Origin of the sequence: Streptomyces sp. NPDC048734, from assembly GCF_043198675.1 — a bacterium.
Classification (GTDB): domain Bacteria; phylum Actinomycetota; class Actinomycetes; order Streptomycetales; family Streptomycetaceae; genus Streptomyces.
Genome location: NZ_JBICUZ010000003.1, coordinates 651168 through 676457 on the forward strand (window position 1 = coordinate 651168; position 25290 = coordinate 676457).

General features: G+C 72.0%; 20 protein-coding genes, 4 tRNA genes and 1 other RNA gene. 15 read left to right on the forward strand and 10 right to left on the reverse strand.

Translation table 11 applies throughout. The features are described 5' to 3' along the window. Nucleotides 1-359 precede the first annotated feature (359 nt). Nucleotides 360-554: a hypothetical protein gene (locus ACGFQC_RS11960; protein WP_363090848.1), complete on the forward strand. Its 195-nt coding sequence runs from the start codon at nt 360-362 to the stop codon at nt 552-554. A gap of 805 nt (nt 555-1359) precedes the next feature. Here the strand turns inward: ACGFQC_RS11960 and ACGFQC_RS11965 are convergent. Further along, nucleotides 1360-1638 carry a hypothetical protein gene (locus ACGFQC_RS11965; protein ID WP_363090847.1) on the reverse strand — a complete coding sequence of 93 codons (279 nt, stop codon included), beginning with the start codon at nt 1636-1638 and terminating at the stop codon, nt 1360-1362. Nucleotides 1639-1874: 236 nt separating this feature from the next. Here ACGFQC_RS11965 and ACGFQC_RS11970 point away from each other — a divergent pair, with 236 nt between their 5' ends. Both ACGFQC_RS11970 and ACGFQC_RS11975 read left to right on the forward strand, forming a co-directional pair. Then, nucleotides 1875-2576 (forward strand): restriction endonuclease, encoded by a 702-nt coding sequence (locus ACGFQC_RS11970; RefSeq protein WP_393288096.1) that lies wholly within the window; start codon nt 1875-1877, stop codon nt 2574-2576. A 648-nt stretch (nt 2577-3224) separates the two neighbouring features. Further along, complete coding sequence (locus tag ACGFQC_RS11975; RefSeq protein ID WP_363090845.1) at nt 3225-3869, forward strand: ATP-binding protein; 645 nt, start codon at nt 3225-3227, stop codon at nt 3867-3869. Here the strand turns inward: ACGFQC_RS11975 and ACGFQC_RS11980 are convergent. After that, nucleotides 3840-3927 (reverse strand) — tRNA-Ser (locus tag ACGFQC_RS11980). The genes ACGFQC_RS11975 and ACGFQC_RS11980 overlap by 30 nt on opposite strands. 72 nt (nt 3928-3999) lie before the next feature. Between ACGFQC_RS11980 and ffs the strand changes: the two genes are divergently transcribed. From ffs to ACGFQC_RS12010, 6 genes are all read left to right on the forward strand, one after another. Continuing rightward, an RNA gene (gene ffs, locus ACGFQC_RS11985) (signal recognition particle sRNA small type) lies at nt 4000-4098 on the forward strand. 45 nt (nt 4099-4143) lie between these two features. Then, complete coding sequence (locus tag ACGFQC_RS11990; protein ID WP_363090844.1) at nt 4144-6483, forward strand: DNA polymerase III subunit gamma and tau; 2340 nt, start codon at nt 4144-4146, stop codon at nt 6481-6483. A 254-nt stretch (nt 6484-6737) separates the two neighbouring features. Further along, complete coding sequence (gene purD, locus ACGFQC_RS11995; RefSeq protein WP_363090843.1) at nt 6738-7994, forward strand: phosphoribosylamine--glycine ligase; 1257 nt, start codon at nt 6738-6740, stop codon at nt 7992-7994. A 304-nt stretch (nt 7995-8298) separates the two neighbouring features. Then, nucleotides 8299-10059: a hypothetical protein gene (locus ACGFQC_RS12000; protein WP_363090842.1), complete on the forward strand. Its 1761-nt coding sequence runs from the start codon at nt 8299-8301 to the stop codon at nt 10057-10059. Nucleotides 10060-10423: 364 nt separating this feature from the next. Beyond that, nucleotides 10424-11917 (forward strand): N,N-dimethylformamidase beta subunit family domain-containing protein, encoded by a 1494-nt coding sequence (locus tag ACGFQC_RS12005; protein ID WP_363090841.1) that lies wholly within the window; start codon nt 10424-10426, stop codon nt 11915-11917. Between the two features lie 129 nt (nt 11918-12046). Then, the gene (locus ACGFQC_RS12010; protein WP_363090840.1) at nt 12047-12946 is read left to right on the forward strand and encodes a phosphoribosylaminoimidazolesuccinocarboxamide synthase; all 900 of its coding nucleotides are present in this window, start codon (nt 12047-12049) and stop codon (nt 12944-12946) included. 71 nt (nt 12947-13017) lie between these two features. On the opposite strand, the gene ACGFQC_RS12015 is transcribed toward ACGFQC_RS12010, so the two are convergent. The 8 genes from ACGFQC_RS12015 to ACGFQC_RS12050 all read right to left on the reverse strand — a co-directional run bounded on the left by ACGFQC_RS12015 (nt 13018) and on the right by ACGFQC_RS12050 (nt 17716). Further along, nucleotides 13018-13090, reverse strand: a tRNA-Gly gene (locus ACGFQC_RS12015). A 23-nt stretch (nt 13091-13113) separates the two neighbouring features. Then, nucleotides 13114-13728: a response regulator transcription factor gene (locus ACGFQC_RS12020; protein WP_363090839.1), complete on the reverse strand. Its 615-nt coding sequence runs from the start codon at nt 13726-13728 to the stop codon at nt 13114-13116. Next, nucleotides 13725-15026, reverse strand: coding sequence for a histidine kinase (locus ACGFQC_RS12025; protein ID WP_363090838.1), 1302 nt, complete (start codon nt 15024-15026; stop codon nt 13725-13727). Before ACGFQC_RS12025 ends, ACGFQC_RS12020 begins: the two co-directional genes overlap by 4 nt. A 29-nt stretch (nt 15027-15055) precedes the next feature. Beyond that, entirely contained in the window at nt 15056-15895 is an 840-nt protein-coding gene (locus ACGFQC_RS12030; protein ID WP_393288100.1) for an ABC transporter permease, read from the reverse strand. Continuing rightward, the gene (locus ACGFQC_RS12035) at nt 15892-16848 is read right to left on the reverse strand and encodes an ABC transporter ATP-binding protein (protein WP_363090837.1); all 957 of its coding nucleotides are present in this window, start codon (nt 16846-16848) and stop codon (nt 15892-15894) included. The genes ACGFQC_RS12030 and ACGFQC_RS12035 overlap by 4 nt, the downstream gene beginning before the upstream one ends. Nucleotides 16849-17024: 176 nt before the next feature. Next, a tRNA-Gly gene (locus tag ACGFQC_RS12040) sits at nt 17025-17100 on the reverse strand. Between the two features lie 80 nt (nt 17101-17180). Continuing rightward, nucleotides 17181-17252 (reverse strand) — tRNA-Gly (locus tag ACGFQC_RS12045). A 146-nt stretch (nt 17253-17398) separates the two neighbouring features. Next, entirely contained in the window at nt 17399-17716 is a 318-nt protein-coding gene (locus ACGFQC_RS12050; RefSeq protein WP_363090836.1) for an Lsr2 family protein, read from the reverse strand. Nucleotides 17717-18079: 363 nt separating this feature from the next. Between ACGFQC_RS12050 and purS the strand changes: the two genes are divergently transcribed. The 6 genes from purS to purM all read left to right on the forward strand — a co-directional run bounded on the left by purS (nt 18080) and on the right by purM (nt 25234). Continuing rightward, nucleotides 18080-18343 (forward strand): phosphoribosylformylglycinamidine synthase subunit PurS, encoded by a 264-nt coding sequence (gene purS, locus ACGFQC_RS12055; protein ID WP_015659417.1) that lies wholly within the window; start codon nt 18080-18082, stop codon nt 18341-18343. Further along, entirely contained in the window at nt 18340-19020 is a 681-nt protein-coding gene (gene purQ / locus ACGFQC_RS12060; RefSeq protein WP_363090835.1) for a phosphoribosylformylglycinamidine synthase subunit PurQ, read from the forward strand. Before purS ends, purQ begins: the two co-directional genes overlap by 4 nt. Continuing rightward, nucleotides 19017-21275 (forward strand): phosphoribosylformylglycinamidine synthase subunit PurL, encoded by a 2259-nt coding sequence (gene purL, locus ACGFQC_RS12065; protein WP_363090834.1) that lies wholly within the window; start codon nt 19017-19019, stop codon nt 21273-21275. The genes purQ and purL overlap by 4 nt, the downstream gene beginning before the upstream one ends. A 284-nt stretch (nt 21276-21559) precedes the next feature. Beyond that, a complete protein-coding gene (locus tag ACGFQC_RS12070) occupies nt 21560-22357 on the forward strand; it encodes a sterol carrier family protein (RefSeq protein ID WP_363090833.1) in 798 nt (265 codons plus the stop codon). 222 nt (nt 22358-22579) lie between these two features. Further along, a complete protein-coding gene (gene purF / locus ACGFQC_RS12075; RefSeq protein WP_363090832.1) occupies nt 22580-24106 on the forward strand; it encodes an amidophosphoribosyltransferase in 1527 nt (508 codons plus the stop codon). Between the two features lie 45 nt (nt 24107-24151). After that, nucleotides 24152-25234, forward strand: coding sequence for a phosphoribosylformylglycinamidine cyclo-ligase (gene purM / locus ACGFQC_RS12080; RefSeq protein ID WP_363090831.1), 1083 nt, complete (start codon nt 24152-24154; stop codon nt 25232-25234). Nucleotides 25235-25290: the final 56 nt, after the last annotated feature.

A 25290-nucleotide genomic window follows, 5' to 3' on the forward strand; every position in this document is an offset into this window, starting at 1 on the left:
ATGCCGTGTCACGAAGGTGAAGGGGAGATACGTGGCCTTTACCGCCGATGTGATGGCGGCCATGGGGATCGATGATCCGATCGTGCGGACCGGCGACCTGCTGGCCGGAGCTGAGTTCGCGAGGCGATGGGACTGAGGACCGATCGCCGGAAGCTGAGTGCGACGTCAGGGGGCCGGGCAAGTGTCCCGGCCCTCTGGGCCGGCGTGCGACATGAACCGGGCTGCGGGGCGGACGTGGATGGTCAGTGCACTGCTGATCAGCCGTACGACTCTGCGTCGGCGGCTTCGGTCGCACGGAAGCAGAACCCTTCGGCGGCACGGCAGGCGGCGCCCCTGTCATACCGTGCAGAATGCCGCAGATGTCGGAAGTGGATGAGGCCGGAACTGAGACCAGGTCGGCCCTGATCAGCCACGGCCGAGAGGTGTGCGACGGCCGCATCTGCGACGGGCTCTCGGGCGGGGTTCAGCCAAGTGGTGCCGTCACCTTGGCGGTGCGGACGCTCATGCCCGCCCCCGAACCTGGTCGCCAGCCGACGAGCCTGCTGCGCGTCTGAGGAGCTACCAGCGCTCTTCAATGCCTCCCCGGTCCTGCTGGTTGAGCGCTGACGCCCACTTGGTGGCCACATGCGTTCCATCGGCAAAGTGGCCGTCAGAGGTCTCCCGCAGAGTGAAAGGTCCTAGCAGTTCGACCACGTCGTCACGGAGGCCCCGCAGCCGACCTCGTCGGGCCTCGCGGACTCGCTCGACGATCGGCCTGGGCACGGACACCTGCAGCGCCTAGGGGCCGAAGGGCGCAGTGAAGTAGTCGGCCCTCGTTACTGACCCCGCGGGCATCCGTATCGGTTGGGAGATCCAGTACGACCACATCAGTCCCAGCAGCGTCCACCGCAGGTCTCGCAACGCCGTGCAGCATGAGATCACGCCCCTGTGGGTGGCGAAGGACCGTGCTGCTTCGTTGATCGACCGGGCGGCGCCGTGGGCCGGTGTGGACGACATGCCGTGGAAGGACATAACCGACGGCAAGGAGATGGTCATCCGCGGTGGATGTCGCTGCCTCCAGGTCTGGAAGCGCGTGCCCAGCAGCGATCGCCACTGCCCTCTGTCCGAGGGAGCAGGCCACTGCGACGGCATTCATGCCGAGTGGTTTCTGCCCGCGCTGCGCCAGCCGGAGAAGAAGCCAGTCCATAGTTGGGTCTGTGCGCAGGATGCGGTCAGTCGATGCGTCGGCACGGACGTCATGCGGCCATGTACTGCGCGATGTGCCGCGCCGAACTCAACGGCCGACAGCCGAGAAATCTTTGCTTCAGAGGCGGAGCGAGCGCCTGTGGGGCGCTGGACCCTGCTCAGTTGCCTGAGCAATCAGCCGGTTTGCTCCTCACCGTTCAGGTGCCACATCGCGTACGGGACCTCGTCCGGGTGCCGAGCCAGCCGTGCCATCACCCAGGCGGTCCGGGCGTCCATCCCCGGTCCGAACTCAGCCACCAGGCGGCGGGCCTGCAGTGTCGTTCGAGGCGCGAGCACCCAGCGCACGAGGGAGAACCGCACGCGGCCGGTGCCAGCCGCCTTTCCTGCTTGCCCGGCCTCATTCTCCGGGGACGGGCCGGCGCCGTCCGGTGCGTGCGATGGTGTGTCGGCCACGCCGCGAGTGTTGCGGCACAGTCGGCCTCCACGGAGTCGATCAATCCTGTAACCACCGGAAAGAGCTGCAGAGACCGCTGCCGTCGACGTCGAGGCGGTCGCGTCGTTCACCGTTACCGGGACCACACCGCCCCGCCTGGCAGCCCAATCCGGCCATGGCCGACTCGCGCCCTTCTTTCGCCGCCTCAGGCTGCTCAGACTGCCGTACACGGACCTGTGGGGGAGGGGCTTCGATCGTGGCTGGGCGTAGACGTGGTGCGGTTGCCCGCAGGAGGCGGGCGGCGCGGCTGAAGGTGCTGGCGGTCGGCGGTGGTGTGGTGCTGGTCCTGCTGGTGGTGTTCTGGTCGGCCGTGTGGCCGTACCTCACAGGTGCATCGGTCCTCGGCGGCGTCGGTGCGGCGGGCTGGTGGCTGTGGCGTACGGACCGGCTCGTGCGCGGGCGGGACCGTCTCTGGCAGCAGGAAGAGGCGGTGAAGGCAGGGCACCGGACTCTCGCAGAGGTGGACGCGATGACCGGCACGGAGTTCGAGGAGCTGGTCGCAAGCCTGTGCCGACGGGATGGCTGCACGCAGGTGCGGCGGGTGGGCGGTGCGAACGACAACGGCGCCGACGTCGTCGGCCGTCTCCCGGACGGGCGGACCATGGTGATCCAGTGCAAGCGCTATGCGCCGAACAGCACGATCGCGAGCCGGGAGTTGCGCGATCTGCTGGGTGCCAAGGTGCACTTCGGGGCAGACCTGGCCGTGTTCGTCACGACTACGCGGTTCAGCCGTCCCTCCGAGAAGTTCGCTCTGCAGCACGGCATCCTCGCCGTGCACCGGGATCACCTCGGGCTGTGGAACAACGGGGCTTCTCTGCCGTCACTAAGTGAGGTGAACGGCCAAGGACAGGGCGACTCTCGCCACCGGACGCGTTGGAAGCAGGCGTACGGCAAGTGACTGGTCCCGACGGGCGAGGCAGGATCATGCCCCCTGGCCACCTTGGCGCGTGCTGCCTCCGCGCTTGCGGGGCAGAGGCGAGTGGCGAACCTGCGGATGGTGGATTCGGACGTGCTCACCAGCCGGGAACATTTCGCCTGACGAGGCGCTGTGGATCACGAAGCCCAACCACGGCTCAGGGGGAGCTGGCCGGCCCGGTGCGCGCTGCACTGCTCGTTGATCCACTGCCCGACATGATCCACGGAATCTTTGACCGGCCGGTCCGTGGTGTCGAGCGGGTGAGAGCGCCATCGGGGATCACCGGCATTCCAGCCGGTCTAGCGATGCCAGGCCATCTCGGGCCAGCTGTTGTCGATGATGACGTCCGGCCGGTGAGACGGGTCGAGGGCGTGCTTGCGGTGCCATGCAGCCCGACCGATGCAGGCGCCGATCGCCTTGGGGTCCCATCGTCCGGGGGCACGCTCGGCAAGGCGAGCGCGTCGGACCGCGGCAGCGACATCGACCAGGCACACGGCGGTGCCATCCAGGAGCGGGGCGGAGGGTGCGGCCGGCAATTCGCCCAACGGGGACTGCCCGCTGAGCAGAAGGTCGATGCCGCGGTCCTGGTAGTCAGGCCACCGACGTCACTCGCAGGGAGTCCACCGCCCGATGATCAGTGCGCCGTCTGCCGTTCTTGTGTACCGCTGGACCGACCACACCATCAACCCGACGGGCGAAGCCCGCTCGGTTCTGCGAGGTGTTCTCAAAGATCTGGGCCTCTCCGACGAGGTCATCAGTGACGGAGTCCTGGCGGTCTCGGAACTCGTGGCAAACGCGCACGAGCACGCCTGCGGCCCCTACGAGGCACACCTTCGCTCTGTCGCCGGGAGGCACATCTGCGGGATCCACGACGGGAGACCTCTGCCTCCTGCGGACCTCTACCTGGCTGCCGTGGCCTCGCCGGAAGCCACCACGTCGGAGGCAGTGAGTGGGCTGCCGACTGGGCGCGGACGGGGCCTGCACATCGTGAACGAGCTGACCCAGGGACAGTGGGGGTTCCAGGTCACGGACTGTGGAACCAAGGCCGCCTGGGTGTTTCTGGCGGAGGCTTCGGCGGCGAGGAAACCAGAGGTGGCCAGACGCCCAGCGGGGGACTCGTCAGAGGCGCCGGCGAATGCACGCCGTCCGCTCAGGTCCACGCCGATCACTACAACCGAGAACAAGCATGTCGAAGGGCCCCGCTGTAAACAGCGGGGCCCTTCGACATCGTGCCCGGTGAGGCACTGGCGGAGGATACGAGATTCGAACTCGTGAGGGGTTGCCCCCAACACGCTTTCCAAGCGTGCGCCCTAGGCCTCTAGGCGAATCCTCCGCGGCAAACAATACAAGACGTTGAGGAGTGCTCGCGAACTCGTTCCCGCCCGCCGCCATCGGGTACTGTGGGCGCAGCCCCTCACGCGGCGCTATCTGACTGAACTCCCCCAGGGCCGGAAGGCAGCAAGGGTAGGTCGGCTCTGGCGGGTGCGTGGGGGGCGTTCGCGTTCCGGGGCGGGGCCGGTTGTCGGTGGGCGCCTATAACCTCGTATGCGTGTCGTCTCTCGCGCTGTACCGCCGCTATCGCCCGGAGTCGTTCGCCGAGGTCATCGGGCAGGAGCATGTCACCGACCCGTTGCAGCAGGCGCTGCGGAACAACCGGGTCAATCACGCGTACCTGTTCAGCGGACCGCGCGGATGCGGCAAGACGACCAGCGCGCGCATCCTGGCCCGCTGCCTGAACTGCGAGAAGGGCCCCACGCCCACGCCGTGCGGCGAGTGCCAGTCCTGTCAGGACCTGGCGCGGACCGGCCCCGGTTCCATCGACGTCATCGAGATCGACGCCGCGTCGCACGGCGGTGTGGACGACGCCCGTGACCTGCGGGAGAAGGCCTTCTTCGGGCCCGCCGGCAGTCGATACAAGATCTACATCATCGACGAGGCCCACATGGTCACGCCGGCCGGTTTCAACGCGCTGCTCAAGGTCGTCGAGGAGCCGCCGGAGCACCTCAAGTTCATCTTCGCCACCACCGAGCCCGAGAAGGTCATCGGCACCATCCGGTCCCGGACGCACCACTACCCCTTCCGCCTCGTGCCGCCCGGCACGCTGCGGGAGTACCTCGGCGAGGTGTGCCAGAAGGAGAACATCCCGGTCGAGGAGGGGGTCCTGCCGCTCGTCGTGCGCTCCGGCGCCGGCTCCGTGCGTGACTCCATGTCCGTCATGGACCAGCTCCTCGCGGGCGCCGGCGAGACCGGTGTGACGTACGCCATGGCCACCTCCCTCCTCGGATACACGGACAGCTCGCTGCTCGACTCCGTCGTCGAGTCGTTCGCCACCGGGGACGGGGCCGCCGCCTTCGAGGTCGTGGACCGGATCATCGAGGGGGGCAACGACCCGCGGCGGTTCGTCGCCGACCTGCTCGAGCGGCTCCGGGACCTCGTCATCCTCGCAGCGGTCCCGGACGCCGCCGAGAAGGGGCTCATCGACGCCCCCTCCGACGTCATCGAGCGGATGCAGGCCCAGGCGGGAGTCTTCGGCGCCGCCGAGCTGAGCCGCGCCGCCGACCTCGTCAACCAGGGCCTCACCGAGATGCGCGGCGCCCACTCGCCCCGCCTCCAGCTCGAGCTGATCTGCGCCCGCGTCCTGCTCCCGGCGGCCTACGGCGACGAGCGGTCGGTGATGGCCCGCCTCGACCGGATCGAGCGCGGCGTGAACTTCTCCGCGGGCGCGGCCCCCGCCGGAATGCCCGCCGCGGGGTACGTCCCCGGGGCGGAGGCCCACGCGGCGGGCGCCCCGGCCGCGTACGGCGCCCCCGTCCCGCCGGCTGCCGCCCCCGTCCCGCCGGGGGGTGGCGCGGCAGCCGCCCGCGCCGCGGTACGCGGCTCGGCGGCTCCGAGCGGTCCCCCGGCTCCGAGTGCCCCGGCGGCTCCGAGCGGTCCCGCGGCCCAGACCCCTCATGCGGCCCAGGTTCCTCAGACACCCCCCTCGCCCCAGCAGGCGCCCGCGGCCCCCGCCCCGGCCGCCGCGGCCCCGGTCGCCCCGGCCCAGGCGAGCCCCGTCGTCGCCCCCGTCCCCGCCCCCGGCGCTTGGCCCACCGCCACCGCCGTCGGCAGCGGTCGCAGGCCCGGCGGCTGGCCCACCGCGACGCCCGCAGGCGGTGGACGCCCCCTGGCGACCCCCGCTCCGGCCGCCGCGTCCGCCCCGGCACCGGCCGGACCCGCAGCCGCTCCGGCCGCCGCCTACGCCCCGCCCGTCGGCGGCCCCGACCCCCGCACGCTCTGGCCCAACATCCTGGAGGCGGTCAAGAACCGCCGCCGCTTCACCTGGATCCTCCTCAGCCAGAACGCCCAGGTCGCGGGCTTCGACGGCACCACGCTCCAGATCGCCTTCGTCAACTCCGGCGCCCGCGACAACTTCGTCAGCAGCGGCAGCGAGGAGGTGCTGCGGCAGGCGCTGGCCGAGCAGTTCAACGTCCAGTGGAAGGTCGACGCGCTCGTCGACCCGTCCGGCGGCTCCGCGACCCCACCGGCCGGCGGCTTCGGCGGCCCCCCGGCCCCGCCCGGCCCCGGCGGCACCCACGTTCCGGGCGGCTACGGCGGTGGCTACGGAGCCCCCGCCCCGGCTCCCGGAGCCGGCGCGGGCGGCGGCACGCCGACCCCCCACACCTCCAACGCCTCTCCTCCCCCCGGCCCCCCGCAGGCCCGGTCGGCCCCGCCTCCGTCCTCCTCCCACGCCGCCCCGAGACCCCGGACCGCCGCCCCCGAGCACGTCGCCATCGAGGACGACATCCCCGAGGACGACGACCCCGACCTCAACGAGTCGGCCCTCTCCGGGCACGACCTGATCGTGCGTGAGCTGGGCGCGACCGTCGTGGACGAGTTCACCAACGAGTAGCGGGCGCCCGCCCGAAGGGCGCCCGCCCCGGCCGAGGCCACCCGTGGTTACGGCCGCCCGCTCCGGCCGAGGCTCCCGGTCACGGCCACCCACCTCACGGCCACCCACCTCACGGGCACCCCGGCCGACACGGCACCCCGGCCCGCGTTCGCCCCAGCCCACGGCCCCGCTTCGGAGGAACCTACGAACACCTCGCCCCCCGTCCCTCGGAAGCCCGCACAAGCACCCGGAGCCGGGCCGGTTAGGCTGACCCCGTGAACGTCCTCGTCATCGGCAGCGGCGCCCGCGAACACGCCCTGTGCCGCTCACTGTCCCTCGATCCCGCGGTCACCGCGCTGCACTGCGCCCCCGGCAACGCCGGCATCGGCGAGGTGGCCGAGCTGCACCCGGTCGACGCCCTGGACGGCAAGGCCGTGTCCGCGCTGGCCACCGAGCTGGGCGCGCAGCTCGTGATCGTGGGCCCGGAGGCGCCCCTGGTCGCCGGGGTCGCCGACGCCGTGCGCGCGGCGGGCATCCCGGTGTTCGGTCCCTCCAAGGAGGCTGCGCAGCTGGAGGGCTCCAAGGCGTTCGCGAAGGACGTGATGGCCGCGGCCGGTGTGCCGACCGCACGTTCCTACGTCTGCACCACGCCCGCCGAGGCCGCCGCGGCCCTCGACGCCTTCGGCGCGCCCTACGTCGTCAAGGACGACGGCCTGGCCGCCGGCAAGGGTGTCGTCGTGACCGCCGACCTGGAGGTCGCGAAGGCGCACGCCGCCGCCTGCGGCCGGGTGGTCGTCGAGGAGTTCCTCGACGGCCCCGAGGTCTCCCTCTTCGCCGTCACCGACGGCGAGACCGTCGTGCCGCTCCGGCCCGCCCAGGACTTCAAGCGCGCCCTGGACGGCGACGAGGGCCCGAACACCGGCGGCATGGGCGCGTACTCCCCGCTGCCCTGGGCCGACCCCGAGCTGGTCGACGAGGTGATGGAGACCGTCCTCCAGCCGACCGTCGACGAGATGCGCCGCCGCGGCACCCCGTTCTCGGGCCTGCTCTACGCCGGACTCGCCATCACCGGCCGCGGCGTGCGGGTCATCGAGTTCAACGCCCGCTTCGGCGACCCCGAGACCCAGGTCGTCCTGGCCCGCCTGAAGACCCCGCTGGCGGGCGTGCTGATGGCCGCCGCCACCGGCGACCTCGCCGACCTGCCGCCCCTGCGCTGGAGCGACGAGGCGGCCGTCACCGTGGTCGTGGCCTCGCACAACTACCCCGGCACCCCGCGCACCGGCGACCCGATCACCGGCCTCGACGAGGTGGCCGCCGAGGACGCCCCGCATGCGTACGTGCTGCACGCCGGCACCCGGCGCGACGGCGACACGGTGGTCAGCGCGGGCGGCCGCGTCCTGTCCGTCACGGCGACCGGCGCGGACCTCGCCCAGGCCCGGGAACGGGCGTACCGGGCGGTCGCGCGCATCGGTCTGGACGGCTCCCGGCACCGCACGGACATCGCGGCGAAGGCGGCGGCCGAGGCGGGCTGATCCACGGCGGGCGCACAGCTCCCGGCAGGCACTTCCAGGCCCCGGGTCCAGGACGGGAACGTCCGTCGGACCCGGGGCCTGTTCCGTGCCCGCAGACGTGCACCTTTCCCCAAAGCCATTCCATCGGGTGAGCGCTGTTCCATCCGGCTGACGGAGGCCGACGTGCCAACTAGGGTGCGGCGCAAGCGTTCCGGCACTTGGCCCACCGGCATTGCGATGTCAGTGACGACTGCCACAGTGGGGGAGTGAGCAAGACCAGGAGAGCCGGGACGGCCTGCACTGAGGGGAGGGGGTGAGGTCCGGCGTGACCGGTATCGGAGTGGAGGCGCGCGCCCAGGGGGCACGGGCGAGGGCGCTGGCGGTGCTGCGGATCCGCAGCCGGGCGCTGGCCGTCGCGCTGCTGCCCGCCGCGGCGGCGGTGATCCTGCTCGCGGGCGGTTCCAGCGGCCGCTTCGTGGGCCACGGCTGGGACGTCGCCCGTTGGGCGACGTCCGTGCTCGCGGTCCTCGTGCTGCTGGCCGCCGGGGTGATCGCCCTGGTCGTCGCCCGGGCCCGGCCCGCCGTCACCCCCACGGTCGCGATCGCCGAGAGCGCGGCCCCCGACCTGTACCGGCTGGTGCGCGACCTCGCCGACCGTCTCGACGTCCCCGCGCCCTCCGCGATAGCGCTCACCCCGGACTGCGACAGCTGGCTGGAGGACCGCACCCACCCGGCCCACGGCCCGCCCGCGCCCCGCGCACGCGACGAGATGGCCGGCCCCGGCCACCACCCCCACGGCCGTACGACGACGGCGCCGGTCCTGGTCATCGGCTCCCCGTTCCTGTGGTGGATGCGGGTGGGCGAGCTGCGCGCCGTCCTCGCGCCGGTCGTCGCCGGTACGGGCCCTTCGGCGCACCCCGACATAGCGGCGGCCCGGCGCTTCGTGCGCGGGCTGGACGCCGCGGTGGCCGCGTCGGCCGACCGCGGCCGGAGCCCCGGCGTGCGGTTGCTCGGCGCGGGCGTCGGCCAGGTCGCCCGCCTGCTGCTGCGGAGCTGCCAGGCGCACGCGGCGGAGATGGAGCGCGGGGTGGCCGCGGCGGCGGCCGAACGGGCCCAGAGCGTGGACTACGGGCTGCGGATCGTCGCCCAGGAGCAGGTCGGGCTGGCGTACGCCGGCTGGGACCGGCTCCTCACCCGCGTGGCGCTGCCCGCCTGGCGGATGGGCCGCTGGCCCTCCCGGCTCGACGTCGGGGTGGTCGCCGCCCTCACCGAGCTGTCCCGGCGCGACCGCCTGGCCGAGGGCTTCGCCTCCCGGCTGGGCGAGCGCCCCGCCTGCGATCTGCTGGAGGAGCCCGGCGCGGTAGACGAGGCCACGTCCCTCCTCGCCGCCCGCCTCTTCCACGGCGGCCCGGCCGAGACCGGCCCCGACTGGTCCCCGGTCGCCTGGCAGGAGTATCCGGACGAGGTCGTCGACCGCAAGTGGCGTACCGACGCGGCCCGTCTGCACCGCGTGCTGGACGCCCTGGGCGTCCGCCGCGCCACCCCGGCCACGGACGGCCCCACCCTGGCGCGCGTGCTGGACCACCTCACCGGCCCCGCCCGGGACGGGGAGCCGGGTCCCGCCCCCGCCTCCCGCACCCCCTTCGGCGACGCGGACGAGGACGACGAGTTCCCCCAGAACCCCCGAAGCGCCGCCCTGTCCGCCCGCCTGGGGGCCGAGGTCGCCCGCGAGGAGGCCGAGGGCACGCCGTCGGGGTCGGGAGGGCGACCGGCCGGCCAGGGGCCCGAGGCCGCGCTCTGGGACGACCGCGCGCTCCCGCTCTTCCCGCTCCAGCCCCCGCGCACCGACCGCGAACTGCTCGCCGACCACGTCACGGCGATGGTGTGCTGCGCCGCGATGGACATCGTGGGCGCCACCCCCGGCCTCGACTGGCTCGACGGTCCGACCCTCCTGGTCGACGGCGAGCGCGTGTCCGACCTGACGTCCCGCGTGCTGAGCCTGGTCGAGGACGGCGACGCGATCCCGCTGCGCACCTGGCTGGTGGAAGTCGGCATACGCCCGGAGAAGCCCGTACGCCTCGGCTGACGAGGGTCGGCCGGAAGGCCGACCGCAGCCCCCGGCGGAGCACTTAGTTCCACTTTCAGCCAATTCACCACGAATAGTGACCGTCTACGGGCGTTGTGTGATGTGCTGGGACCGATCCCGCTCATGGCAAGCGCCGACGACATAGGACAACCGCACAAAAAGCGCGAATCGTCGTACCGCGCCACGTCCCGGGCGGGACACGAGCAATCAGGCACGCCCGTACACCCAGCAACGCGCACGCCCCGGGCGCACCGCCTGCCGACCACAGGCACCCGCCCGGCACCCGCACGGCCGTATCCGCACCGCACGCGAACAGGCCGCACACACGCACCGGCAATACGGGGGTCAGAGGGAGGGAAGCACCATGGGACACAAGCACATCCGCCGATGGGAATCGGGAGCGCTGGCGCACGCCGTGACGGATCCCTTCGGCCAGGGCCCCCTCCCGTGGCTGCGCGGCAGCGAGACCTACTTCGACGACAGCGGCCAGGTCGTCCCCTGGTACGTCGACCCGGCCCCCGCCGCCACCCCGGAGCAGGCCCCCCGAATCCCGTCCCCCCGCTCCGGCGGAGGCCCCCGCTCCGCCGACGACGTCCGCCGTCAGATCAAGGGCTTCGCCTCCACCGGCGCGGTCGCCCCGGGCGAGGCCATCGACTTCCACATCACCGTCGACCCGCCCCAGGAATTCAGCGTCGACATCTACCGCATCGGCCACTACGACGGTGACGGCGCCGCCAAGATCACCACCAGTCCCCGTCTCCCCGGCATCGTCCAGCCCTCGCCCCTGACGGCCGACCGCACGGTCTCCTGCCACCACTGGTGGCTGTCCTGGCGCCTCCAGGTCCCGTCGTACTGGAACGTCGGGGCGTACGTCGCCGTCCTCACCACCGTCGACGGCTACCGCTCCCACATCCCGTTCACCGTCCGCGACAACCGCCCGGCCGACCTCCTCCTGCTGCTCCCCGACATCACCTGGCAGGCCTACAACCTCTACCCGGAGGACGGCCGCACCGGCGCCAGCCTCTACCACGCCTGGGACGAGGACGGCCGCCTCCTCGGCGAGGCCGACGCCGCGACGACCGTCTCCTTCGACCGTCCGTACGCGGGCGCCGGCTTCCCCCTGCACGTCGGCCACGCCTACGACGTCATCCGCTGGGCCGAGCGCTACGGCTACGACCTCGCCTACGCCGACGCCCGCGACCTGCACGCCGGCCACGTCCAGCCGACCCGCTACCGCGGCCTGGTCTTCCCCGGCCACGACGAGTACTGGTCGACGGCCATGCGCCGCACCGTGGAACTCGCCCGCGACAGCGGCACCTCACTCGTGTTCCTCTCCGCCAACACCCTGTACTGGCAGGTGGAGCTGGGCCCCTCCCCGTCCGGCGCCCCCGGCCGCCTGCTGACCTGCCGCAAACGCAAGGGCCCCGGCCGGCCTGTGCTGTGGCGCGAGATCGCCCGCGCCGAACAGCAACTGGTGGGCATCCAGTACGCGGGCCGGGTCCCCGAACCCCACCCCCTGATCGTGCGCAACGCCGGTCACTGGCTGTGGGAGGCGACCGGCGCACACGAGGGCGACGGCATCGACGGCCTGGTCGCGGGCGAGGCCGACCGCTACTTCCCGCGCACCCCGCTGCCGCCCCACGAGGAACGCACTCTCCTCGCGCACTCCCCCTACACCGACAGCAGGGGTGTCCTGCGCCACCAGGAGACCTCCCTCTACCGGGCCCCCTCCGGCGCCCTGGTCTTCGCCTCCGGCACCTTCGCCTGGTCCCCGGCCCTGGACCGTCCCGGCCATGTGGACCCCCGCGTCCAGCGCGCCACGGCGAACCTCCTGGACCGCATCTGCAAGCGCGGCTGAGGCCTCCCGGCCGGCCGGCCGGCCCGCCCGTCCGGCCCCGCCCGGCCGTGCCCCCGACCCCCGCTGTCCGCGGCCGATCCCGATGTACGGGACAATCGAGCCACTCAGACAGAACCACGGGGAGGAACCGTGTCCGGATTCGTAGAAAAGCCCGAACCCCTGGAGGTGCCGGGCCTGGTGCATCTGCACACCGGCAAGGTGCGCGAGCTGTACCGGAACGAGGCCGGCGACCTCGTGATGGTCGCCAGCGACCGCATCTCCGCCTTCGACTGGGTCCTGCCCACCGAGATCCCCGACAAGGGCCGCGTCCTGACGCAGCTCTCCCTGTGGTGGTTCGACCAGCTCGCCGACCTCGTCCCGCACCACGTCCTGAGCACCGAGCTGCCCGCCGGCGCCCCCGCCGACTGGGCCGGCCGCACCCTCGTCTGCAAGTCGCTGAAGATGGTCCCGGTCGAGTGCGTGGCCCGCGGCTACCTCACCGGCTCGGGCCTGGCCGAGTACAAGGAGTCCCGCACGGTCTGCGGCCTCGCCCTCCCCGAAGGCCTGGTCGACGGCTCCGAGCTGCCCGCCCCGATCTTCACCCCGGCCACCAAGGCCGCGGTCGGCGACCACGACGAGAACGTCTCCTACGAGGAGGTCGCCCGCCAGGTCGGCGCCGACACCGCCGCCCGGCTGCGCCAGACGACCCTCGCGGTCTACGGCCGGGCCCGGGACATCGCCCGCGACCGGGGCATCATCCTCGCGGACACCAAGTTCGAGTTCGGCTTCGAGGGCGAGACGCTCGTCATCGCCGACGAGGTCCTCACCCCGGACTCCTCCCGCTTCTGGCCGGCCGACACCTGGCAGCCGGGCCGCGCGCAGCCGTCGTACGACAAGCAGTTCGTGCGGGACTGGCTGACCTCGCAGGCCTCCGGCTGGGACCGTGCAGGCGAGCAGCCGCCGCCGGCGCTGCCGCAGGAGGTCGTGGACGCGACCCGCGCCAAGTACACCGAGGCGTACGAGCGGTTGACGGGTACGAGCTGGTCGTAGCGGAGCCCGGGTCTTTCCTTCGGCCCGGGCACGACAAAGCCCCCTGGTTGAGACCGGGGGGCTTGATCCGGAGCGGACGACGAGGCTCGAACTCGCGACCTCAACCTTGGCAAGGTTGCGCTCTACCAACTGAGCTACGTCCGCAGTGCGCCGTGGCGCGAGAGCAACTATACCCAACCCCGCTCACGCGCGAGACGTACCGCCGCGTGGCGGTTCTCCGCCCCCAGCTTGGACACGGCCGACGACAGGTAGTTGCGCACCGTCCCCGGCGACAGCGCGGCCCGCTCGGCGATCTCCGTGACGGGTGCCCCGTCGGCGGCGAGTTCGAGCACCTCCGCCTCGCGCGAGGTCAGCGGGGAGTCCCCGGCGGCGATCGCGTCGGCGGCCAACTCGGGGTCGACGTAACGGTTTCCGGCCCGCACGGTACGGATGATCTCCGCGAGCCGCTGTGCGCTCACCGTCTTCGGGACGAACCCGCGCACACCCGCCGCGAGCGCCCGCTTCAGATGGCCGGGACGGCCGTGGCTGGTGACGATCAACGCCTGGCAGCCGGGCAGTTCGGCCCGCAGCGATGTGGCGACCTTCACACCGTCGGCGCCCGGCATCTGGAGATCCAGGACGGCCACGTCCGGCCGGTGCGCCCGCGCCATCGCCAGGGCCTCGGGCCCGGTGGCCGCCTCGGCGACGACCACCAGATCGTCCTCCAGCGAGAGCAACGCGGCCAGCGCGCCCCGGATCAGGTGCTCGTCGTCGGCGAGCAGCACCCGCACCACGCCGCTCACGAGGCGGCCCCGCCCACCACGACGTCCTCCACGGTCAGCGGCACCTCGGCCACCACCCGGAACACCCCGGCCCCGGCGATGCCCGCCTCCAGCGTCCCGTCGACCTTCCGCAGCCGCTCCGCCAGCCCGGCCAGCCCCGACCCGCCGCCGGACCCCGCGCCGGCCGCCCCGACGCCCTCCGCCCGGTCCGCCCCGTCGTTCTCCACCGTCAGCACCACCTTCCCGCCGGTCACCCGGACCTCCACCGCACACCGCCCCGCGTTCCCGTGCCGCAGCACGTTCGTGGTCGTCTCCCGCACCACCCAGCCGAGCGCCGACTGCACCTCGGGGGGCAGCCCGCCGGACTCCCCGCGCACCTCGCAGGCGATCCCGGCCGCGGTCAGCACCCCCTGCGCACCGACGAGTTCGATGCCGAGGTCGGCCTCCCGGTACCCGCGTACGACGTCCCGCACCTCCCGCTGGGACTCCCGCGCGATCCGCTGGACCTCGATCATCTGCTCGACGGCCTCGGGGCGCCCCCGGCGGGCCAGCTGCACGGCCAGCTCGCTCTTGAGGGCGATCACCGCCAGGTTCCGGCCCATCACGTCGTGCAGGTCGCGGCCGAACCGCAGCCGTTCCTCGGCGACGGCGAGCCGGGCGCGGGTCTCGCGGGCCTCGTCCAGCTGGTAGACGGTGTCGAGGAGCCAGACCGAGAAGACGGAGGTGGTGGCCATGAGGCCGCCGCCGAGGAGCACCGCCGCCATCGAGACCAGGACGGCCGGGCCGGGCGCGCCGAGCAGCAGCGCCAGGACCCCCGCGCCCGCGGAGTGAGCGGAGACGACCGCGAGAGCGTGCCGCCAGCCGCGGATACCGAGGGCGGTGACGCCCGCCGCGAAGACCAGGGCGACGCCGAAGACCCCGCCCGCGGCGGTGGCCGCCGCCTTGCCGGCCGGACCGTCCGGACCGTGTTCGGCGGTCCACAACGCGGTCGCCGCGACCGCGGCGGTGACGACGGCGAACGCCACCATCAGCCGCACGGGCCGGGGCCGCCGGCCCCGCGTCCAGTCCAGCGCCCGCGACGCCGTCACCGCGGACAGCGCGCAGTGCGCGGCCAGGACCAGCGGCAGCCACAGCGCGGACCCCCGCCACACGCCGCTGCCGAACGGCACGCCCCCGGCCGTGAACTCGGCCAGCGCGAAGAAGTGGAACGACCAGCGCGTGTAGGTCTCGATCTTCGCCGGCGAACTCTTCCGCCGCCACCAGCCACCCGCCCCGAGCACGTCCGTCCCGCGAAAGCCGGTCTCTGCCGTCCCGCGCATCTGCGTCTCTCCCCCGTGTCCCCGGTCCGTCAGCGCCGCGGCTCCCACCGGAACCACCGCCGTACAGCAAACACCGCCAGCACGGTCCAGGCCAGCGCCGTCGCCAGCGCACCCAGGGCCTCGTACGCCGAGAGGTCACCGCTCCACCCGCCGCGGACCAGGGTGATCACCGGGCTCAGCGGCAGCAGTTCGAAGCCGGAGGCGAGCCCGCCGGGCAGCAGCTCCAGCGGGACGGTCACCCCGGAGGCGACCATCGACACCAGCACGAAGGGCAGGGTGGTCACCTGAGCGCTCTCCACGGTCCGTGTCACGCTCGCGGTGACCGCTCCCAGCGCCGAGCACATCAGCAGGCCCAGCAGCACGCCCAGGACGGCGAGATGGGGCGCCTCGGGGGCGGGCACGTCGAGGAAGGCCGTACAGCCCACCGCCAGCACCAGGCACTGCACCAGCCCCATGGTGAACACCGGCAGCGCGGAACCGGCGATCACCTCGGCGTCCCGCAGCTCGCCGGTGCGCAGCCGCTTCAGCACGAGTTCCTCGCGCCGGGCGGTGTAGATGCCGGTGAGCGCCGAGTACACCCCGAACAGCAGCGAGAACCCGATCGCGGCGGGCAGCAGCACCAGCCCGACGCTGAGTCCGGAGTCCTCGACGTTCATGTCGTCCACCACCGGCCGCAGGCTGAACGGCAGCCCGAGCGGCACCAGGACGGCGGCGACGACGGTGGCCCTGCTCCGCCCCAGCAGCGTGAGTTCGGCGCGGGCGAGGGCGGCCATCCGGCTCACGGGAGTGGTCACCGCACCCCTGACCGGGGCGCCCACGGGTCCCCCGGCCGCGTCCCCCACCGAACTCCTGACCGTCCCCCCGCTCATGCCGCGACCTCCTCGTTCTTCTCCGACGCCTCCCGGGCGATGCCCAGGAACGCCTCCTCCAGCGAGGCCGACCGCAGGTCGAGCCCCCGCAGTTCCACCCCGGCCCGCTCGGCCCACACCAGCAGTCCGGTGGCCGCCCGCTGCAACTCCCGGGTCCGCAGCCGCACCAGCCGTCCGTCGATCTCGTGGTCGCACACGCCCAGCGCGTCCAGCGGGGGCAGATCGCCCACGAAGTACCCCTCCGGCAGCCGGAAGGAGATCCGGGACGGCTGCTCGGCGGTCACCTCGGCGGGCGTCCCGGAGGCCGCGATCCGCCCCCGGTGCAGGATGGCCAGCCGGTCGGCGAGGCCCTCCGCCTCCTCCAGGTAGTGCGTCGTCAGCAGGACCGTCGTCCCGGCGTCCCGCAGGGCGCGCACCAGGTCCCAGGTGTCCCGACGGCCCTCGGCGTCCAGCCCGGTGGTCGGCTCGTCGAGGAACAGCACCTCCGGCTCCCCGAGCAGCGCGAGCGCCAGATCGAGCCTGCGCCGCTCGCCCCCGGACAACTGCTTCACCCGTACGCCGGCCTTCCCGGCGAGCCCGACCAGCGCCAGCGCCTCCGCGGCCGGCCGGGCCCCGCTGACACAGCCCGCCCACATCCGCGCGGTCTCGGCGACGCTCAGCTCGGACGGGAAGCCGCCCTCCTGGAGCATCACCCCGGTCCGCGGCCGTACGGCGGCCCGCTCGGTGAAGGGATCGTGACCGAGGACCCGGACCTGTCCCCCGTCGGGCCGGGCGAGCCCTTCGAGCAGTTCGACCGTGGAGGTCTTGCCGGCCCCGTTGGTGCCGAGCAGTGCGAAGACCTCGCCGCGTCCGACGTGGAAGGAGATCCCGCGGACCGCCTCGAACCCGCCCCCGTACACACGCCGGAGGTCGGTGACCTCTATCACGTGTTCTTCCGTGTTCCTGGCTTCCATGACTCCAGCGTCCCGTCGGTGGACCGCCTGCGGCAGTGCGCCTTGTCATCGCTCCGCATGACAAATGTCAGGAGCGACGGCGTGAAGCACGAAGAGGGGAGGGCACGGGAGCGAGAGGGACGAGAGGGAAAGAGGGATACGCCGAAGGCCCCGGTCGGTGACCGGGGCCTTCGGGATGGAGCGGACGACGAGGCTCGAACTCGCGACCTCAACCTTGGCAAGGTTGCGCTCTACCAACTGAGCTACGTCCGCATTGCATCCGACTGGCTTTCACCGGTCGGCGCGGGCACCAGCCTACCTGATCCACAAGGGGGATCGGGGCGGTGGTGCAGAGCGGGTGACAGGAATTGCACACTGCGCCTTCCCCCTGGAAGGGGGATGTTCTACTACTGAACTACACCCGCACGACCTCGGTGACCTGGGCTTTTCGGCCCCGTCCCGCTGGCGTGCTCCAGACATTAGCCGACCATGTGGGGGGTAGCGCAAGTCGGTTGCCTCCGGGGTCCGCCGGCGGACCCCGCAGACCCGTGCTCGGGCCGGCCCCGCCGGCTCACTGCGCTTCGGCGAACGCCTCGTAGACCTTCTTGGGGATGCGGCCGCGCGCGGGCACGTCCAGCTTGTTGGCCTGGGCCCAGGCGCGGACGGCCGCCGGGTCGGGGGCGACCTCCGTCTGCTTGTACGCCTTGCCGGACCTGGACCGCTTGCGGCCGGCCTCCACGTAGGGCGCGAGCGCCTTGCGCAGTTTCTCGGCATTGGTTTCATTCAGGTCGATCTCGTACGACCTGCCGTCGAGTCCGAAGGCGATCGTTTCCGCCGCTTCCGAGCCGTCGATGTCGTCAAAGAGAGTGACCACGACCTTCTGCGCCACGAATAATCGGTCCCTTCGTGCGACAGCTCCGCGATGACGTGCCAAGACGTCACGGAGATGTCGACTGTTCGCCTGTTATGGGGCAAAGTATCGGCTATTGCCATTTCATTTGTACAGTGCCCGGCAATCGAATGTGAAGCTCGACTAAATCTGTCAGCGTGTCCCAGCGCAATAGGCGGCCGGGATGCATCACGGATCTTTCCCGGAATTTTCCGTGAGGGACCCGCTCCACCACCTGATCCGGTACCCGATCGTGATCGTGCTCACGTAGTTTCCTACAACTCTACTCGCGTAGAAATTTTGTGCGGGTAGTCTGAAGACACACGCAGGAACCTGCTCAGCACCACAACACCGGGAGTGCCAGTGGCACGCGTCGTAGTCGACGTCATGCTCAAGCCGGAGATCCTCGACCCCCAGGGCCAGGCGGTGCAGCGCGCACTGCCGCGGCTGGGTTTCGAAGGCATCTCCGACGTACGTCAGGGAAAGCGATTCGAACTGGAAGTTGACGGACCGGTCGACGAGGCCGCGCTCGCCCGCATCCACGATCTTGCGGAATCCTTCCTCGCCAACACCGTGATCGAGGACTTCACCGTCAAGGTGGAGGAAGTCGCGGAGGCCGCGAAGTGACCGCTCGTATTGGCGTCGTCACTTTCCCGGGCAGCCTCGATGACCGGGACACGCAGCGCGCGATCCGGCTCGCGGGCGCCGAACCGGTCGCGCTCTGGCACAAGGACAAGGACCTCCACCAGGTCGACGCCGTGGTGCTGTGCGGCGGTTTCTCCTACGGCGACCATCTGCGCGCCGGTGCCATCGCCCGTTTCTCGCCGGTGATGGAGCCCCTCATCGAGCAGGCGAAGGCCGGACTGCCGGTCCTCGGCATCTGCAACGGCTTCCAGATCCTCACCGAGGCCCACCTCCTCCCGGGCGCGATGCTCGGCAACGACCACCTCCACTTCATCTGCCGCGACCAGAAGCTGCGGGTGGAGAACGCGGACACCGCCTGGACGGCCGACTACACGGCCGGCCAGGAGATCCACATCCCGCTGAAGAACATGGACGGCCGGTACGTCGCCGACGAGTACACCCTCGACAAGCTCGAGGCCGAGGGCCGGGTCGCCTTCCGCTACCTGGACCTGAACCCCAACGGTTCGCTCCGTGACATCGCCGGCATCACCAACGAGGCCGGGAACGTCGTCGGCCTCATGCCGCACCCGGAGCACGCCGTCGAGCCGCTCATCGGCTCCGGCCGCACCGACGGCCTCCCCTTCTTCACCTCGATCCTCAAGAAGCTGGTCAACGCATGAGCCGGACGCCTCTGGACACGGTCGAGCACGCGGCCGCTACCCCCGACGTCGAGCTGCCCTGGGCCGAACTCGGCCTGAAGAAGGACGAGTACGAGCGGGTGGTGGAGATCCTCGGCCGCCGCCCGACCGGCGCCGAACTCGCCATGTACTCGGTCATGTGGTCCGAGCACTGCTCGTACAAGTCCTCCAAGGTCCACCTGCGCCAGTTCGGCGAGAAGGCCCCGCAGTCCGACGCCCTGCTCGTGGGCATCGGCGAGAACGCGGGCGTCGTCGACGTCGGCCAGGGCTACGCGGTGACCTTCAAGGTCGAGTCGCACAACCACCCGTCGTACGTCGAGCCCTACCAGGGTGCCGCGACCGGTGTCGGCGGCATCGTCCGCGACATCATCGCGATGGGCGCGCGGCCGGTGGCCGTGGTCGACCCGCTGCGCTTCGGCGCGGCCGACCACCCCGACACCAAGCGCGTCCTGCCGGGCGTCGTCGCCGGCATCGGCGGCTACGGCAACTGCCTGGGCCTGCCCAACATCGGCGGCGAGGTCGTCTTCGACGCCTGCTACCAGGGCAACCCGCTGGTCAACGCCGGTGCCATCGGTGTGATGCGGCACGAGGACATCCACCTCGCGAAGGCGTCCGGCGCGGGCAACAAGGTCATTCTGTACGGCGCCCGGACCGGCGGCGACGGCATCGGCGGCGCCTCGATCCTGGCCTCGGAGACCTTCGACGACGCCAAGCCGTCGAAGCGCCCGGCGGTGCAGGTCGGCGACCCCTTCCAGGAGAAGCTCCTCATCGAGTGCACCCTGGAGGCCTTCCGGGAGAAGCTCGTCGTCGGCATCCAGGACCTCGGCGCGGCGGGCCTGTCCTGCGCGACGAGCGAACTGGCGTCGAACGGCTCCGGCGGCATGCGCGTGACGCTGGACGACGTACCGCTGCGCGACTCCACGCTCTCGCCCGAGGAGATCCTCATGAGCGAGTCGCAGGAACGCATGTGCGCGGTCGTCGAGCCGGAGAAGGTCGGCCGTTTCCTGGAGATCTGCGACAAGTGGGACGTCATCGCCACCGTCATCGGTGAGGTGACCGACGGCGACCGCCTGGAGATCTACTGGCACGGCGGCAAGATCGTCGACGTCGACCCGCGCACGGTCGCCCACGACGGCCCGGTCTACGAGCGCCCCTACGCCCGCCCGGACTGGCAGGACGCCCTCCAGGCCGACGACGCGAACAAGCTGCCCCGGCCGACCACGGGTGAGGAGCTGAAGGACCAGGTCCTGAAGCTGGTGTCCTCCCCGAACCAGGCCTCCAAGAAGTGGATCACGTCCCAGTACGACCACTTCGTGCAGGGCAACACGGTCCTCGCCCAGCCCGAGGACTCGGGCATGATCCGCATCGACGAGGAGACCGGCCTCGGCGTCGCCATCGCCACCGACGGCAACGGCCGGTACGCGAAGCTGGACCCGTACCACGGCGCCCAGCTCGCGCTCGCGGAGGCGTACCGCAACGTGGCGACGACCGGCGCCAAACCGCTCGCCGTCTCCGACTGCCTGAACTTCGGATCGCCCGAGGACCCGGCCGTCATGTGGCAGTTCGCCGAGGCCGTCCGCGGACTCGCCGACGCCTGCCTGCAGTTGGGCACCCCGGTGACCGGCGGCAACGTCTCGCTCTACAACCAGACGGGCGAGGCGGCCATCCACCCGACGCCGGTCGTGGCCGTCCTCGGTGTCATCGACGACGTCGCGCGCCGCACCCCGGTCGCCTTCCAGGAGGAGGGCCAGCTGCTGTACCTCCTCGGCGACACCCGTGAGGAGTTCGGCGGTTCGGCCTGGTCCCAGGTGATCCACGACCACCTCGGCGGCCTGCCCCCGAAGGTCGACCTGGAGCGCGAGCGCCTGCTGGCCGAGATCCTGATCTCCGCGTCCCGTGACGGCATGATCGACGCCGCGCACGACCTGTCCGACGGCGGCCTGATCCAGGCCGTGGTCGAGTCGGCGCTGCTCGGGGAGAAGGGTGCCCGCCTGGTCGTCCCGGACGGCCTGGACGCGTTCACGTTCCTCTTCTCGGAGTCGGCGGGCCGCGCGGTCGTCGCCGTCCCGCGCTCGGAGGAACTGCGCTTCACCGACATGTGCGGAGCCCGCGGCCTGCCGGCCACCCGCGTCGGTGTCGTCGACGGCGACACGGTCGACGTCCAGGGCGAGTTCGCGCTCTCCCTGGAGGACCTGCGCAGGGCGCACGAGGACACCATCCCGGCGCTGCTCGCGTAGGCGGCGCGCCGCCCGGCCGCACCACCATCCGAAGGCCGCCGCCCAGGCTTCTCCGAACGCCTGGGCGGCGGCCTTCGGCACGCGTGCCGACCGCCCTCCGCGAGCGGCCTCGCGGCCGTCTCCGCGGCGGCCGGAGGCGGGGCGGGCGGCCGGCGCTTTCCCCCCTCGCGGACGCCCACGGCGGCGGCCCGACGCGGCCGGCGGACCTCTGGGCGTGCCGCTCGGGCGGCTGTCGGCCCCCGAAGGACGGCGACCCCGGACCGGTACGCAATAGGCTTCCCGCCATGCCCCCGGCCAAGAAGCGCACCAGGACCTATGACCCCGTCAGGACCCGTGCCGCGGTGCTGGCCCAGCTCGGCCACGTGCGGCAGGCCGTCGCCGCCCTGACCCCGGAGCAGCTCGCGCTGCCGACACGGCTGGGGGAGTGGACCGTACGGGAGCTGGCCGCGCACATCGGGATGGCCGTCACGGCGGTGGGGCGGTCGCTCGACCTGCCGGAGCCGGCGAAGCCGGACGCCACCCTGCTCGACTGGCCGTTCGCGACGTCCGTGAACGCCCCGGCCATCGACGCCTTCACACGCCGGCTGGCCGCGGACCATCCGGACCCGGGCGCCTACCTCACGGCCGTGGAGCGGGATCTCGTCGAGCGGCTCGACGCCCATCCCGGCTCCCGGGTGCTGGAGACGAACGCGGGCGCGCTGCCCCTGGCCGACTACCTGGTCACCCGCACCGTCGAACTCGTCGTCCACACCGACGACCTGAACGCGGCCGTCCCCGGCCTGGACGTCCCCTGCGACCGCCAGGCCCTCGCCGCCGCCACCCGACTGCTGGCCGACGCCCTGGCCGTCCGGGCGCCCGGCGGGGCGACCGAGGTGCGGATCCCGCCGTACGCCGTCGTGCAGTGCGTCGAGGGGCCCCGGCACACCCGTGGCACCCCGCCCAACGTGGTCGAGACCGACCCGCTGACCTGGGTACGGCTGGCCTGCGGCCGGCTGACCTGGAAGGCGGCCGTCGAGGAGGCGAAGGTCGCCGCGAGCGGGGAGCGGGCGGACCTCGCGGAGCTGCTGCCGCTCATGTCCTGACCCGGCGGACGCCCCATGGTGTGCGACACCTCACTCATGCCCGCGGAGCCGGCCACCGGACGGCGGCCGACGCGGCGCGCCCGCCCGGCGGGTCGATCACCGGAAACCGCTTCTGACCTGCATGGATGAGGCGACCGGGGTGGCCCTTGGACGCTCAAGATCGAGTTACCGGCGGGTATCCCCAATTCGGACCAGTGGTCGTCCTCGCCTACACTCGATGACGTGCCACGTGGTGACGGTCGACTCAGTCATGATCTGCTCCCCGGCGAGAAGGGACCCCAGGACGCTTGCGGCGTCTTCGGGGTCTGGGCTCCCGGTGAAGAGGTCGCCAAGCTCACTTACTTCGGGCTCTACGCCCTCCAGCATCGAGGCCAGGAATCCGCGGGAATCGCGGTCAGCAACGGCTCCCAGATCCTCGTCTTCAAGGACATGGGTCTGGTCTCCCAGGTCTTCGACGAAACCTCGCTCGGATCGCTCCAGGGTCACATCGCGGTCGGACACGCCCGCTACTCGACCACCGGCGCCTCCGTGTGGGAGAACGCCCAGCCGACGTTCCGTGCCACCGCGCACGGTTCCATCGCGCTCGGGCACAACGGAAACCTCGTCAACACCGCCCAGCTCGCCGAGATGGTCGCCGACCTGCCCAAGCAGGAGGGCCGCTCCCCGCGCGTCGCGGCGACCAACGACACCGACCTGCTCACCGCGCTCCTCGCGGCCCAGGTCGACGAGGACGGCAAGCCCCTGACCATCGAGGAGGCGGCCCACGCCGTCCTCCCGCAGGTCCGCGGCGCCTTCTCCCTCGTCTTCATGGACGAGGGCACGCTCTACGCCGCCCGCGACCCGCAGGGCATCCGCCCGCTGGTCCTCGGCCGGCTGGAGCGCGGCTGGGTCGTGGCCTCCGAGTCCGCCGCCCTCGACATCTGCGGCGCCGCGTACGTCCGCGAGATCGAGCCGGGCGAGTTCGTCGCCATCGACGAGAACGGCCTGCGTACCTCCCGGTTCGCGGAAGCGAAGCCCAAGGGCTGCGTCTTCGAGTACGTCTACCTGGCCCGCCCGGACACCGACATCGCCGGCCGGAACGTCTACCTCTCCCGTGTGGAGATGGGCCGGAAACTCGCCGCGGAAGCCCCGGCCGACGCCGACCTGGTCATAGCGACCCCGGAGTCCGGCACCCCGGCGGCCATCGGCTATGCGGAAGCCTCCGGAATCCCCTTCGGCGCCGGCCTGGTCAAGAACGCCTACGTGGGCCGGACCTTCATCCAGCCCTCGCAGACCATCCGCCAGCTCGGCATCCGCCTGAAGCTGAACCCGCTCAAGGAAGTCATCAAGGGCAAGCGCCTGGTCGTCGTCGACGACTCGATCGTGCGCGGCAACACCCAGCGGGCCCTGGTCCGCATGCTGCGCGAGGCCGGCGCCGCCGAGGTCCACATCCGGATCTCCTCGCCGCCCGTGAAGTGGCCCTGCTTCTTCGGCATCGACTTCGCCACCCGTGCCGAGCTGATCGCCAACGGCATGTCGATCGACGAGATCGGCACCTCGCTGGGCGCCGACTCCCTGGCCTACATCTCCATCGACGGCATGATCGAGGCGACCACCATCGCCAAGCCGAACCTCTGCCGCGCCTGCTTCGACGGCGAGTACCCGATGGACCTGCCCGACCCCGAGCTGCTCGGCAAGCAGCTCCTGGAGACGGAGCTGGCCGCCGGCCCGGCCGCGACGGCCGCCGCCGACGCGATCCGCCGCCCGTAGACGGCCCCGTCATACCTGCCGTACGACACGAAAGTTCTCATCTCCATGTCTGAGACAACTGGTGCCAGCTACGCAGCGGCGTCCTACAAAACAGCGGGTGTCGACATCGAAGCGGGCGACCGCGCAGTGGAACTCATGAAGGAGTGGGTGAAGAAGACCCAGCGCCCCGAGGTCCTCGGCGGCCTCGGCGGTTTCGCCGGTCTCTTCGACGCCTCCGCCCTCAAGAACTACGAGCGCCCCCTGCTGGCCTCCGCCACCGACGGCGTGGGCACCAAGGTCGACGTCGCCCGCCGGATGGGCGTCTACGACACCATCGGTCACGACCTGGTCGCCATGGTCATGGACGACATCGTGGTGTGCGGCGCCGAGCCGCTGTTCATGACCGACTACATCTGTGTCGGCAAGGTCCACCCCGAGCGGGTCGCCGCCATCGTCAAGGGCATCGCCGAAGGCTGTGTCCTGGCCGGCTGCGCCCTGGTCGGCGGCGAGACGGCCGAGCACCCGGGGTTGCTCGGCCCGGACGACTTCGACGTCGCCGGCGCCGGTACGGGCGTCGTGGAGGCCGACCGGCTGCTGGGCCCCGACCGCATCCGCACGGGCGACGCGGTGATCGCCATGGCGGCCTCCGGTCTTCACTCCAACGGGTACTCGCTGGTCCGCCACGTCCTGCTGGACCAGGCCGGCCTCTCCCTGGACGCGCGCGTCGAGGAACTGGGCCGCACCCTCGGCGAGGAGCTGCTGGAGCCGACCAAGATCTACTCGCTGGACTGCCTGGCCCTCACCCGCACCACGGACGTCCACGCCTTCTCGCACGTGACCGGCGGCGGACTCGCGGCCAACCTGGCCCGGGTCATCCCCGACGGACTGCACGCGATCGTGGACCGCTCCACGTGGACCCCGGGCCCGGTCTTCGACCTCGTCGGCCGGACCGGCCGGGTCGAGCGGCTGGAGCTGGAGAAGACCCTGAACATGGGCGTCGGCATGATCGCCGTCGTCCCGGAGGAGTCGGCGGACGTGGCGCTGACCACGCTGGCCGACCGCGGGGTCGAGGCGTGGGTCGCCGGCGAGATCACCGACCGCGGGGAGCACACGAGCGGTGCGGCCCTGGTCGGGGACTACGCGGGCTGAAGCGCCTACGCGGGCTGGGACCCTGTGCGCAGCACAAGACCCGGTCGGTGACCGAA

Coding starts and splice junctions, on each gene's coding strand:
- ACGFQC_RS12035 (WP_363090837.1), bottom strand. CDS start 16,848: ATGGAAGCCAGGAACACGGAAGAACACGTGATAGAGGTCACCGACCTC.
- ACGFQC_RS11960 (WP_363090848.1), top strand. CDS start 360: ATGTCGGAAGTGGATGAGGCCGGAACTGAGACCAGGTCGGCCCTGATC.
- ACGFQC_RS12005 (WP_363090841.1), top strand. CDS start 10,424: ATGGGACACAAGCACATCCGCCGATGGGAATCGGGAGCGCTGGCGCAC.
- ACGFQC_RS12070 (WP_363090833.1), top strand. CDS start 21,560: ATGCCCCCGGCCAAGAAGCGCACCAGGACCTATGACCCCGTCAGGACC.
- purL (WP_363090834.1), top strand. CDS start 19,017: ATGAGCCGGACGCCTCTGGACACGGTCGAGCACGCGGCCGCTACCCCC.
- purM (WP_363090831.1), top strand. CDS start 24,152: ATGTCTGAGACAACTGGTGCCAGCTACGCAGCGGCGTCCTACAAAACA.
- ACGFQC_RS12030 (WP_393288100.1), bottom strand. CDS start 15,895: ATGAGCGGGGGGACGGTCAGGAGTTCGGTGGGGGACGCGGCCGGGGGA.
- ACGFQC_RS11975 (WP_363090845.1), top strand. CDS start 3,225: ATGATCAGTGCGCCGTCTGCCGTTCTTGTGTACCGCTGGACCGACCAC.
- ACGFQC_RS12025 (WP_363090838.1), bottom strand. CDS start 15,026: ATGCGCGGGACGGCAGAGACCGGCTTTCGCGGGACGGACGTGCTCGGG.